General features: G+C 53.7%; 10 protein-coding genes and 1 pseudogene. 5 read left to right on the forward strand and 6 right to left on the reverse strand.

Annotated features, from left to right (window positions below; translation table 11 throughout):
• The 3 genes and pseudogenes from AQR02_RS19965 to AQR02_RS19975 all read left to right on the forward strand — a co-directional run.
• A pseudogene (locus AQR02_RS19965) lies at positions 1-446 on the forward strand (ABC transporter ATP-binding protein); the annotation flags it as partial.
• A gap of 18 nt (positions 447-464) precedes the next feature.
• The gene (locus AQR02_RS19970) at positions 465-1,271 is read left to right on the forward strand and encodes an ABC transporter permease (protein ID WP_054942217.1); all 807 of its coding nucleotides are present in this window, start codon (positions 465-467) and stop codon (positions 1,269-1,271) included.
• Positions 1,272-1,407: 136 nt separating this feature from the next.
• Positions 1,408-2,088, forward strand: coding sequence for an ABC transporter permease (locus tag AQR02_RS19975; RefSeq protein ID WP_245237633.1), 681 nt, complete (start codon positions 1,408-1,410; stop codon positions 2,086-2,088).
• A gap of 109 nt (positions 2,089-2,197) precedes the next feature.
• Here the strand turns inward: AQR02_RS19975 and AQR02_RS19980 are convergent, their stop codons facing one another.
• The 5 genes from AQR02_RS19980 to AQR02_RS20000 form a co-directional block, all read right to left on the reverse strand.
• On the reverse strand, positions 2,198-5,203 hold the full coding sequence (locus AQR02_RS19980; protein WP_054942219.1) for an efflux RND transporter permease subunit: 3,006 nt from the start codon (positions 5,201-5,203) through the stop codon (positions 2,198-2,200).
• A 286-nt stretch (positions 5,204-5,489) separates the two neighbouring features.
• The gene (locus tag AQR02_RS19985) at positions 5,490-5,816 is read right to left on the reverse strand and encodes an L-rhamnose mutarotase (protein WP_054942220.1); all 327 of its coding nucleotides are present in this window, start codon (positions 5,814-5,816) and stop codon (positions 5,490-5,492) included.
• Positions 5,817-6,129: 313 nt separating this feature from the next.
• Positions 6,130-7,290, reverse strand: a complete 1,161-nt coding sequence (locus AQR02_RS19990) for an ABC transporter permease (protein WP_054942221.1) — start codon at positions 7,288-7,290, stop codon at positions 6,130-6,132.
• Complete coding sequence (locus AQR02_RS19995) at positions 7,283-8,452, reverse strand: ABC transporter permease (protein ID WP_054942222.1); 1,170 nt, start codon at positions 8,450-8,452, stop codon at positions 7,283-7,285. The genes AQR02_RS19990 and AQR02_RS19995 overlap by 8 nt, the downstream gene beginning before the upstream one ends.
• An 18-nt stretch (positions 8,453-8,470) precedes the next feature.
• Complete coding sequence (locus AQR02_RS20000; protein ID WP_054942223.1) at positions 8,471-9,406, reverse strand: ABC transporter ATP-binding protein; 936 nt, start codon at positions 9,404-9,406, stop codon at positions 8,471-8,473.
• 173 nt (positions 9,407-9,579) lie between these two features.
• On the opposite strand from AQR02_RS20000, the gene AQR02_RS20005 reads away from it, so the two are divergent.
• Positions 9,580-10,749, forward strand: a complete 1,170-nt coding sequence (locus AQR02_RS20005) for a sensor histidine kinase (protein ID WP_054942224.1) — start codon at positions 9,580-9,582, stop codon at positions 10,747-10,749.
• A 28-nt stretch (positions 10,750-10,777) separates the two neighbouring features.
• Positions 10,778-11,434, forward strand: a complete 657-nt coding sequence (locus tag AQR02_RS20010) for a response regulator transcription factor (RefSeq protein WP_054942225.1) — start codon at positions 10,778-10,780, stop codon at positions 11,432-11,434.
• A gap of 81 nt (positions 11,435-11,515) precedes the next feature.
• Here the strand turns inward: AQR02_RS20010 and AQR02_RS34650 are convergent.
• On the reverse strand, positions 11,516-12,156 hold a 641-nt coding region (locus tag AQR02_RS34650; protein WP_245237634.1), incomplete at its 5' end, for a PDZ domain-containing protein.

Genomic DNA, 12,156 nt, shown 5'->3' on the forward strand with positions numbered 1-12,156 from the left:
TGAAGCAGAAGATCCGCGAATTCATCAAAAAAATCAATCAGGAACAGCAGACTACCGTGATGCCCACCACCCATGATCTAGGCGATATCGAAGACCTGTGCAAACGGCTGATTATCATCGACCACGGCTCGATTATTTATGACGGCAGCCTGAGTGAGGTGAAATCGCGCTTTGCCAAAAGCCGGGTGATTTTCTTTCAGGTGGGCTCCCCGATGCCGGAGCTTTATGAACAGCTGGCGCAGACCGACGGAATCAAGCTGGAGCTGCAAAATGAACAGGAGTTCTCGGTCTCTTTTGACCGGTATGAATATACCGCCAGCGATGTGGTCAGCCGGGTAATGCGGCATGGGGAGGTCATTGACTTCCGGATGGAAGATGCCAACATCGAGCAGGTGATTAAAGCCGTATATGACGGAAATCTGGACCTGAATCAAAGCGGTAAATAAGGAGGTATAGCCAAAGTCATGTCTGCCATCCAAATGAAGAAATACAGGAGCATTGCCAACCGCTCCCTGCAAAATGTGCTGGCCTACCGGACCTCGTACGTCATCGGCTTCCTGGCGAATGCCGTGAATCTGCTGGCGATCTACTTTTTATGGCAAGGGATTTACAGCGGCCGGGCAGAGGTCGGAGGCTATAGCTGGGATCAGATGAAGACCTATCTGCTGGTCACCTTTCTGGCCAATTCCGTGCTCTCCTGGTACTCCGAAACGTCCATCTCCGGTAAAATCCTCGACGGGAGTGTTGCTGTAGACTTGCTGAAGCCGATTGATTTCCAGACCGCCCGCTTCTCGGAGACACTTGGTGCCAGCCTGCTCGAAGGCGGAATGAGCGCCGTCCTGCTGATCCTCTTTGCCTCCTTTCTGTCCGGGATCACTCTCCCGCATTCACTGCTGGTCTATTTCCTGTTCGCATTAAGCCTGCTTGGGGCGATTCTGGTGAAATTCGGCGTTGTGTATCTGGCGGCATTGCTGTGCTTCTGGTCTACCGGCTCAATGGGCATCGTCTGGACCCGGATTGCCGTCACTAACCTGTTGTCCGGTGCGCTTGTGCCGCTGGCCTTTTTTCCGGACTGGCTGGAGCGGCTCGCATTATGGCTGCCGTTTCAGAGCATCATTCATACGCCGACGATAATTTTTCTGCAGCAGGCCGGTACGATGGAAAGTCTGAAGCTGATCGCGCTGCAAGCCTTCTGGGGTATAGCGCTCTGGATTGCCGGTAAATGGATGTGGAACTGGGCGGTCCGCCAGGTAACGATTCATGGAGGCTAAGTCGAAAGGAGTGAAGACCGGTGCGGGTGTCACGAATGTTCTATCTGTACAGAAGGCTGTACGTGCAGCAGCTCAAAGCCATTCTTGAGTATAACAAGGATTCTACATCTTAATGTGCTCCGCGGCGCTAACACAGGTGCTGGGTTTTGTCTTCCTTTGGGTGATCTATGACCGGATTCCCGACATCAACGGCTGGCAGTTCTGGGAAGTGACGTTTATGTATGCGATGATTTTTGTGACCGAGGGCGTGGGCTCGTTATTTTTTGAAGGCACCTGGCGGATGGGCAGACTGGTAAATATGGGCGAGCTGGACCGCTATCTGCTGCGGCCGGTACCTGTAGTACTGCAGGTCTTTTGCACAGGTATCGGAATCAACGGCCTCGGCAACCTGCTCATCGGCGGAGTGATTATCTGGCAATCGCTGGTTCACGGACAGATCCACTGGACCCTGGGCAAAATCGCCATCACCCTCCTGCTCCTCCTGACAGCGGTGATTATCCGGGTATCGATCAATCTGGCTGCCAATTCGGCCGCCTTCTGGATTAAAACCGCCGGCAATGCTTTTCCGCTGATGGTGCATAATCTGGCTGACCTGGCCAAATATCCGCTCACGCTGTTCCCGCAGGCCATTCGCGTGTTCGTTTCCACTCTGCTCCCTTATGCCTTCATCAGCTTTTACCCGGCAACCTATATTTTCGGGAAAAGCGAATGGTCCGGCTGGTGGATGCTCGCTCCTGTCGCGGCGCTGGGAAGTGCGGCAGCTGCGTATGGCATCTTCCGCTTCGGGCTTTCCCGTTATGAGAGTACAGGAAACTAGACGGCCCAAGCAAGTATGAAGCACAACAAATAAGAGCAGTGCGGAGATTCCGCACTGCTCTTATTATTTACCATTACTGCGATATTCAGAGTTACCTCTCAAGCCTTGCCTAAGCGGCAGCTCCGGATTTGACAGCCTGCTTGCGTTCCTTGGCCGATTTACGGAAATACAGCAGCTCATAAATGGCCGGTACAACCAGCAGCGTGAGCAAGGTTGCTGCGGTTAAGCCGCCGATGACTACAATCGCAAGACTCTGCGAGACGATGCTTCCCTGCTCAGAATGTCCGAACAGGAGCGGCAGCATCGCGCAGACCGTGGCAATGGCCGTCATCAGAATCGGACGCATCCGTGTGCCAGTTGCTTCGAGAATTGCGGCGCGGATCGGCATATGCTCCTCGTTCTGCTTAATCCGGTCAATCAGTACCACCGCATTCGTGACTACGATCCCTATAAGCATCAGCGCACCGAACAAGGCGGTGAAGTCAGGAGTAACGCCCGAAATAATCAGCGCTACGATGGCACCAATGGCCGCAAGCGGCAGCGAGAACATGATAGCCAGCGGTGCACGCAGTGTCTTAAATGTCAGCACCATAATCAGATACACCAGTCCGATGGAGATCAGTGCGGTCATTCCAAGATCGCTGAAGTCTCCGGCCTGATCGGCTGAAGCACCTCCGGCATACAAGCTTACCCCTTCCGGCAGCGTAATGCTGTCCGTCTGCTTTTTGATATCGGCTCCGATTGCCGACACTTTCTTCGGATCAACCTCTGCGGTAATGCGCACATAAGGCTTGCCGTCCTTATGATAGAGCATGGCCGGCTGATCTGTGACTTCCAGAGAAGCTACATCAGAGAGCTGCTTCGGACCGCCGGAGGTCATAATCGTGATCTTTTGGAGATCCTCCTGCGACTGTGGTTTCAATACCGGCTCCAACAATACGGCCGCCGGAGAACCATCGAGCTCCATCTGACCCAGCGGAACCGGGTTAAGCATTGCGCTCAGCTGCATGGAGATTTCCTGGGCGTTGGCTACTGCAGGATCAACCTTGAAGGCAAATACCGGTTTGGTATCCTCCATATTGCTGCTGACCTTCTCCACGCCTTCGATACTTTCTATTTTGGACGCCGCCTCTTTGGCAACCTTATTAATTACGGCGAGATCATCGCCGACGATATCCACATATTCACTCGTTGAAGTAGAGCCCATCATGCTGGCTTCATTCGCCGTCAGTGTTGCCCCGGCATAGCTGTCCTGCAGACCACGGATATGGTCAAGGAAGGCCTGAGCATCAGCATCCTCCTTCATCATAACGGTATAGTCCACCTGGGTCACCGAGGTTACACTGCCCCATCTGGCCGAATCCGCGCTGTTCCCGGATTGCATGATTACCGTCTCCGCCTGCGGCTGGCCCATCATTTCCTGCTCCAGCTGTTTGCCCTTCTCCAGCACTTCCGTTACCGGCACATCGTTCGGATATACCAGCTGAACGGCTACCATGCTGGCATCCGAAGCATTAAGCGCTCCCTTCGGCATATTGATATAAGCGGCAATCGAACCGACAAGCAGTACGAGACCCAGCGTCAGCGTAATCCACTTGCGGTGAAGATTCCATTCCAGGAAACGGCTGAACCACTTGGCAGGCTCATGCTCCTTCATCGAGGAGCCGCGCAGCAGCCATGAGCTCAGAAGCGGCACGACAGTCAGCGCTACTACCAGCGAAGTGAGCAGGGAATAGGTTACCGTTAAGGCAAACGGCAGCAGGAAGGCCTGCAGGCCGCCGCGCAGCAGTCCCATCGGCAGGAAGACCGCAACCGTGGCAAGCGTCGAACTGGTAATCGCTCTGGCTACCTCCCGGGTTGCGCTGATCACCAGATCCTTCGAAAGGGACTCCTTCTGCAGCCTCCGGTAAATATTCTCGATCACCACGATACTGTCATCGACCAGACGTCCGACCGCAACGGCCACCCCGCCCAGTGTGACGATATTCAAAGTAATACCGGAAACATTAAGCAGATACAGCGTCACGGCCAGAGACAGCGGAATGGAGACAGCCGTAATCAGCGTAGCCCGGATATTACGCAGGAACAGCAGAATGACGATCGTTGCGAACAAAGCGCCGAGCAGAACCTCACGCATCATACTATTAACCGAGGTGACCACCATATCGGAGGTGCTGAAGATCACGGAGAGCTCGGCATTTTTTACACTTTTATTAATGCTGTCCGCGGTATCGCGTACCTTCTCACCCACATCAACCGCATTGGCACCCGCTTCTTTGGTGACTACGGCGAACAGCACATCCTTACCGTTCGAGCGGCTCACGCTCTCCTGGTCTACTTTGGCTTCCACGGCAGCAACATCCTGAAGAGTCACACCGGCAGCCACGGGAAGCTTCTTTAGTGTATCGATGCTGTCAATCGAGGACACAACGTTCACATTGCCTGTCTGGCCGCCAATGGTCTGCTCACCGATGGACGCCGACACGCTGCGGCCTTGAAGCAGTCCCAGCACCTGGGCGGTGGATACTCCTTCGGCTGCCATCGCCTGCGGATCAAGCTTCACATTCACCTGCGGGCTGGTTTTGCCGTAGAGCGCTACACTGGCTACTCCGTCTATCTTCTGCAGCTCGGGAATAATCGTATTCTCGGCGATCGCCAGATTATCCTTAGTGAGCCCCTCATCGAAAGACAGGGTCGCCTGGCTGACAGGAATCATCGAGGTGTTAAGCTGAATAATGAAGGGGTCCATGACACCCTCCGGGAAATGCAGTGCGCCGACGGCTTTTTCAACCTCCTGCGCCGCTTCCTTCATATTGGTCTTCCCGTCAAAATAAATGTCCACCTGGGCATACCCGTCACCGGAAGTAGACATTTGCTCGGTTTTGCCTTTCACCGCTGAGGTTGCCGCCTCAATCGGCTTCGTAACATTCGTTTCCATGGCATGAGCATCCTGGCCCGGGCCCAGTACGGTAACTGTCACCTGCGGATTATCAGCCTCCGGCATAAATTCCATCGGCAATGAAGTATAACTCAGCATTCCCATCACAAGCGCCATGACGACCAGAAGACCCACAGCCCCCTTATTGCCGAATGACCATTTTGTTAACCACGTCATTTTCTAAATCCCCTTCCACCCCAGTATTTTAGTTTAGCTTCTTATGTCTGTATCCGTTATGTATGAACTGCCGCTTTCTTGCTTTAGTGTAGTGTCTTTTGGTTAATGCCAAAACCGCCTGGCGGAGGGTTTCGTACTCCGTCTTAGGTCGGGGTTCTTCCCCCTCCCGGGACAGAGGAACGCAAAATTGAAGGTGTCCTTACAAAAGAAAAGAAGAGCCCCGGTATAGGCTCCTCCTTGTAAAGCATCTATTTGTTTAACACGATTGATTATTCCGAAGAGTCTCCTACTCCAGATAAAATACCTCACGAAGCGGCTCCATCGGCGTTTCTTCATTGAAATCAAACGATCCCTCCACCATCTTCGAGGTTATCGCGTTCCATCTGTTGCAGGCTTCGCTCTGGGCAATGTAGGCAAAGGCCGCTTCCTTGTCGTCACATTCAAAGCAGTAGAAAAATTGATTACCGTTCTGAAAAATCGAATAATTAGTAATACCCGCCTTACTGTGCTCCTCCAGAATCTCCGCCCAAGGATTCAAGTGCATCTGCACGTACTCCTCCAGACACTCTTCCTTCACCCGCCAGGTCCAAGCCAACTTATTGCTGTTCTCCATCTCATAACCTCCTAAAAGTATGGTGAGCATAGACTTTAATACAATAGCCAGTAGGCTAAACTCCCGAAATTATCTCCATTGTATTGCCTGTGAGCCTGCACCGGTTGACTTCATCTATGTATTCGCGGTTTGATATACCGTGGCGTGAATAATCCATCTTAGCGGCCCTCTCTTATGATACCGTTTACATTGCAGCTTTAGCAACTATTTTGCGAGAATAAGCAAGTAAACCTGCTGCTCCCGGTCACTTTCGACTAGGAGCAGCAGGCTCCGGTAATTCACCATGACTATGATCCTGAACGCGGCTGACTGCTTAAGCGCTGATACCTGCCTCATTAGGCCGGAGAGTCGCAGATCCGAAGGCCAGCAGAATTGCCGCCATCAGGCCGAGCACCGCAAAGGGAAGCCACAGCTCATTCCAGCCTCCGCCGGTGGCAGCTATGTCCACCGCCTGGATAGCCCACTTCTGCGGTGTGAAATTGGCAGCCTTCTGCATATATTCCGGCATGATGGAGAGCGGCCAGAAGCATCCGCCCAGCATACAGGTCGGCGTAAGAATGAGCGCGTTCAGCATTCCCGCATTCCGGGGATTGCGGATCAGGCCGGCTACAGTACCGGCGATGCCCATCGATACAAGCATAAATGCAGCCAGCACCAGGAAGTACAGGTACATGGGTACTTCATAGTCATAGCGCAGAACCCATTTGCCCAGTGACAGCACTACTGCAATCTGAATGATTCCAACCAGGAAGCTGCCGAGGAAATTGCCCAAGGCAATTTCATATGCGCGAACCGGGGCACTATACATGCGCATCATTGTCCGGCCTCTGCGGTCATCCATAATTAAGTTCACTGTACTGGTTACCAGGTTCATCAGGAACATCAGTGTCATGCCCGTTATGACTCCCAATGTCTGCCGGGGATACAAATCATAATCCGTCCGTATACTTCCTACGTTATGCTGCTCTGCCTGCTGCAGAATCGTGGTAAACTGCGCCTCAGGCTCCCCCGCACCGGCGGCCCCCTTCACCGTCCCTGCCGTTATCAGCATTTCGCCCGCGATAGCGGCGGCCTTCATTTTGATCAGAACCGAATCCTCCGATGCTTTCAGCTCGTAGACGGTCAGCTGCGGCTGAGTGCCGTTCAGTAATTCCGTTGTGTAGTCAGCCGGAATCAGGAGTCCGGCCACTCCTTCCTGCCCGATTACACTTTCCTTCATCTTCTCCTCATCACTGCTCTCCACCAGCTTGTAATCCCCGGTTTTCTCCAGTTCGGCCAGCAGATGTTTCCCTCCGGCGCCGGTATCCCTATTGGTATACAGTAAGGTTGCATCAGAGCCCTCAGCTACGCCTCCGGTAATCGAAATAATTCCCGCGACCACGATGCTCGGCAGCAAAATATACATGAGCATCCCTCTGCGGGTGCCGATAGTCCGTTTGACCATATTCCAGCCGATCGTCAAAATGTTATTCATGGTAACCCACCTTTCGGTATGTGAACAGGACCGCGCTGAACAAAACGAGGCAAATAACCGACATTACGAGCAAATTCGGTAAAATCTGCCCTAACCCGGAATGCAGCATCATCCGGATCATGGCCTGCTGCTCCCAGTGGTTTATTGTAAAGGCACCTACGCTGTTCACCCATGCATCCGGAAGCGGCGCCATCCCCCCGCTGAGAAAGGTCATGACTACCGTAACAATGTTGATGATATTAATCGCGCTTGTTCTTGTTTTGCTGAACATGCAGATGAGAATGGAGAAGGTCATCGAGGCAATGATCATCAGCAGGCAGAACAGCATCAGCAGGCCCGGACGGTTGCCCCAATAGACACCGAACAGCACATCGGTAAAGAAAATAATTGCCGCACACTGCAGCACCGTCACCACACCGACTCCCAGCATTTTGCCGATGAACAGCTGTGAGCCTTTTACGGGCATGGAGTTGATGCGGAAGAGGGTGTGGCTGTCTTTCTCGCTGAACAGAGAGTGAGTAACTGTAAGGCCGCTATATAGCAGGAACATCAGCAGCATGGATGCCGCATAGAACTGGGAGGCTGTGTAGGTTTTCCCGCCGTTGTTAAGGTCCCCGAGCTTCACCGGAGACTGCTCAGCCGCCACCGGCATTGCTGCCGTGATCGCTGCCGGTCCTAGCGTCATTGCTGCAGCCTGCCTGTAATTGATGGTGCTAAGAAAATTGTCAAACACTGTCCCTGCAACGGTATTGTCACTATGATTTTTGCCGAGAATGAACTCCAGCTCCGCCTTTTTGCCGCTTTGAACTTCGTTGTCAAAACCCTGCGGCACAATGACTGCATATCCGTATTTACCTGTGCGTAGTCCGCTCTCCGCTTCCTGGCGGGTCTTTACTTCTGCGGGAATAATGTAATCCTTAACCTCATCCGATTTCACAAAAGCCTCAAGCATTGCAGATTTCCCGGAATCCGCAGCCGAGGAGTACACTACAGCCGTCTTTACCAGATCGACCGATTCCGAGCCCTCAACCCCGACAACTCCCGAGAGTGAAGCCCCCAGCAGAAATATCAGCACCAGCGGCAGCAGAAGCATATTTAGCAGCAACGTGCGCGAACGCAGCTGCCGGCGCAGCTCATAGGTCATAATCGTCCAAATATTCATTTCAGCTTCTCCCCTTCCTCAGTCCCGCAGGGTCCGTCCGGTCAGGCTGAGGAACAGCGTCTCCAGATCCGGCTCTTCAATATGCAGGGAGACAATGACCCCCTCATGCTTAGCGAAAATAAACAGAATGTCCTGCAGCTCACTTTGCGAAGACGGCAGATAAAGCTCTACGGCATCCTGCACAACCTCAACACGATTGATCCGCGGATGCTTGCCCAGTTCATTAATCAGCGCCGGTGTAATATTCAGGGCATTCACGACTATTTTCTCCTCATGGGCGACCCGTTCACGCAGTTCCTTCTCCGTGCCGCAGGCAATGATATGCCCCTTATCCATAATGGCCACCCGGTCGCAAATTGCCGCAACCTCCTCCATGTAATGGCTGGTATAGATAATCGTGGAACCAAGCTTATTCAAGGCTTTGACTGAATCCAGGATATGATTACGCGACTGCGGGTCAATGCCGACGGTCGGCTCATCCATAATGATCAGCTTCGGCCGGTGCATGATTGCACACGCGATATTTAACCGCCGCTTCATCCCGCCCGAGAAGGTGGACGGCTTCTCCTTGGCCCGGTCGCTCAGGCCGGTAAAAGCAAGCGCCTCTTCCGTCCGTTCATTCAGCAGACTGCCCCGCAGCCCGTAAAGCTTGCCGAAGAATCGCACATTTTCCGCTGCCGTCAATGCTTCATACAAAGCCAGCTCCTGGGGGACCAGGCCAATTCTTTTTTTGACCTCTATCGGCTGATCTTTGACTGACAGTCCGTCAATCCGGATTTCACCGGAATCGTACTTGAGCAGGCCGCATATCATGCTGATCGTTGTGCTTTTTCCCGCGCCATTTGGCCCCAGCAGCCCGAATATTTCTCCTTCTTGAATATTGAAATTCACGTGGTCAACCGTCAGCTTCTGATCATACCGTTTCACTACATCACTGAGTACCGCAAGAGTCATCCGCTCATCTCTCCTGTTCTTATCGCTTCTATAGTTTCCATTGTAGCGCATCCGGGACGCATCCGAAGGTACGTAAAGTCATTTGCTTAGGTGACTAAAGTCATCTCCTGAACCGGGAGGGGAATATGCTAAGATGAATGTAATCTTATATTTCAATACAAAGGATGACTTACTTGACCAGAGAACTGAAGCTAATCCGCTACGGTCTTATTGTTGTTCCGGCTGTCATTTCAATATATGTATACGACTACTCCGATTATGGATTATTCACCTTCTATCTCCTGGTGCAGCTGCTGCTCGCAACGATCGGTGCAAGGCTGCCCAAATCACTGCCTCTTCTGGTCGTTGTTCTTGAACTGCTGTTCAGTGCCTGGATGTGCCAAACGTACGGCATGCTGATGATTTTCCCGGCGATTTCCGCGCTGCTCTGTTATTCCCGGTTTCAGCCGAAGACGGTTCCTATTCTGCTAGCCCTTCTTCATCTGACTGTCCTGAATGTCGCCTTCAGCACCTCAGCACCGTACGAAAGAGCTTATATGAACCTCACCTTCCTGCTCATGACTGGATTGAATGAGCTGCTGCGCAGGACAGGACGCGGACGTGAAGACACCCTGTTTCTGTATGACGAGCTGCGCAAAAAGCATTTCGAGCTGGACGAGGCCCGCAACCGGCTCCTGGAATTCACCGCACAGGTTGAGAAGGCAGCTACAGCCGAGGAACGGATCCGCATCTCCCGCCAGCTGCATGATGATATCGGACACCGCCTGATCCGGGTCAAAATGATGGTTGAAGCCGCGATCCACACCCTGCCGGCTGCTCCGGAGACGGGGATGAACATGATGAGCCAGATCCGCGACCAGCTTGCCGCCAGCATGGATGATATGCGTGCCGCGATCAGGCAGGTGAACTACTCTCCACAGCTTGAAGGCGCTTATGCCTTGGATCAGCTGCTGGAGGAGACCGGCCGTGATACCGGGATCAAGACGTCGTATCAGGTACATGGCTACCCCTTTGCACTGTATCCCAGCCTTCAGGTCGTACTCTATAAAAATGCCCGGGAGTCGCTAACCAATGCCTTGAGGCATGGAAAAGCGACCGCTGTATGGATCTCCATGTTCTACAGTGAGCATGAGGTTGTCATGGAAGTCAGCAACAACGGTGCACTGCCTGGGAAAGATCAGCTGCGCAGGCTCCGGGCCGGCGGAATGGGCCTGGAAGGTATGCGTGAGCGTACCCGTCTGATTGGCGGAACACTGGAGCTGCGCCCGGAGACGCCGTTCACCGTAATCACCCGGCTGCCGGTTTACCGGCAGGGGGAGTATAAGCCGCCGAATCTTCCATAACAAATCCAATCCAAGGAGCGCATAGTTCATGATAAAAGTAGTGATTGTTGACGATGATTCTTTTATCCGCGAGAGTCTGAAGGTACTGGTCGGGCTGGATGCCGAGATTGAAGTCGTAGGCAGTGCGGGCGATGGACATGAAGCACTCGCACTGCTCCAGGTACTGTCTCAGCCCGATGTCGTACTAATGGATATCCGGATGCCGAACTGTGATGGCGTCGAGGGAACCCGCCGCATCAAAACATCCTATCCGCAGATCTCCGTACTGATGCTGACCACCTTTGACGATGATGAGTACATTATCGAAGCGCTGCGCAACGGGGCCAGCGGATATCTGCTGAAGAACATCCCGCCGGACCGGATTATTCAGGGCATCAAAACCGTCCATGAAGGCAACATGCTGATCCACCCCGACATCGCCCGCAAAATGGCCGGATTTCTGCAGCCGGCTTCACGGCCTGAGGCAGCGGAGCAGCCCCAGCTTGACTCTTACGGTCTGACCAAAGCTGAACTGGCCGTAGTATCATCTATTGCAGAAGGACTGACCAATAAAGAGATTGCCGGAAAGCTGTTCCTTAGCGAGGGAACGGTTAAAAACTACATCACCGATATTCTTAGCAAGCTCGGTCTGCGTGACCGGACACAGATCGCAATCTTTTATCTGAAAAGCCGGCGGGAGAAGTAAATAACATATAAAAAAGGCCAGCTTCCTGCATGTACCGCAGAAGCTGGCCTTTGACTATAGCTATGGAGTTGTTGTTCGGTATCAGCCCTCTGCCGGTTCCTGCTTAGGCAGGTCCGGCTGGCTTGGCTGGGCTGCTGCCGTACTTACCCGCTGCAGCCCGCCTGCTGACAGCGCTCTGCGGCGTGTACGGGTTCCCGTCTTCATCCCGATAATCCCGAAGATGCTGGACGGCTTCGCCTCAGCCGTTACCGCCTCATCCGGCTCCGGCACAAGGATCATGCCGAGCTGATGGTGGTCCCCGTCATAAATCGGCCGCTGCAGGTATTTGCTCTCGCCCTCACGGTTCTGCACCTCCAGCTTGCAGTACGCCGGGTTCATGCGCAGCGCCTCATGCAGCTGCGCCGCATCGGTCAACAGGACACCATTGACCTTCAGCAGCACTTCACCCGGCAGGATGCCCAGCTCCTGTGCCGGGCTGCCCGGCAATACGGCCAGCACCTTGCGGCCGACGGGCGGATGCACGAAGCTGGGACTGGTGCTGCGCTCCTCCAGAGCGCTGTACCAGCTTAGGCCTTCGTGCAGGAGAAGCGCGAGCAGCGCCGCGACCAGCGTCAGCGGGCTCCACCAGGCGGCCAGCAGGCTGACGCCCAGCAAAAGGGTGCTGTACGCCAGCAGCCGTCCTGCCGTGCGGGCAGCCTTGCGCCCGGGCAACAGGCTCTGGG

Source organism: Paenibacillus ihuae (genome assembly GCF_001368795.1).
GTDB classification, from domain to species: domain Bacteria; phylum Bacillota; class Bacilli; order Paenibacillales; family Paenibacillaceae; genus Paenibacillus_AQ; species Paenibacillus_AQ ihuae.

Bases quoted from the DNA above. Each gene is read 5' to 3' on its own strand.
- AQR02_RS19970 (WP_054942217.1), top strand. From the start codon at position 465: ATGTCTGCCATCCAAATGAAGAAATACAGGAGCATTGCCAACCGCTCC.
- AQR02_RS19980 (WP_054942219.1), bottom strand. From the start codon at position 5,203: ATGACGTGGTTAACAAAATGGTCATTCGGCAATAAGGGGGCTGTGGGT.
- AQR02_RS19985 (WP_054942220.1), bottom strand. From the start codon at position 5,816: ATGGAGAACAGCAATAAGTTGGCTTGGACCTGGCGGGTGAAGGAAGAG.
- AQR02_RS19990 (WP_054942221.1), bottom strand. From the start codon at position 7,290: ATGAATAACATTTTGACGATCGGCTGGAATATGGTCAAACGGACTATC.
- AQR02_RS19995 (WP_054942222.1), bottom strand. From the start codon at position 8,452: ATGAATATTTGGACGATTATGACCTATGAGCTGCGCCGGCAGCTGCGT.
- AQR02_RS20000 (WP_054942223.1), bottom strand. From the start codon at position 9,406: ATGACTCTTGCGGTACTCAGTGATGTAGTGAAACGGTATGATCAGAAG.
- AQR02_RS20010 (WP_054942225.1), top strand. From the start codon at position 10,778: ATGATAAAAGTAGTGATTGTTGACGATGATTCTTTTATCCGCGAGAGT.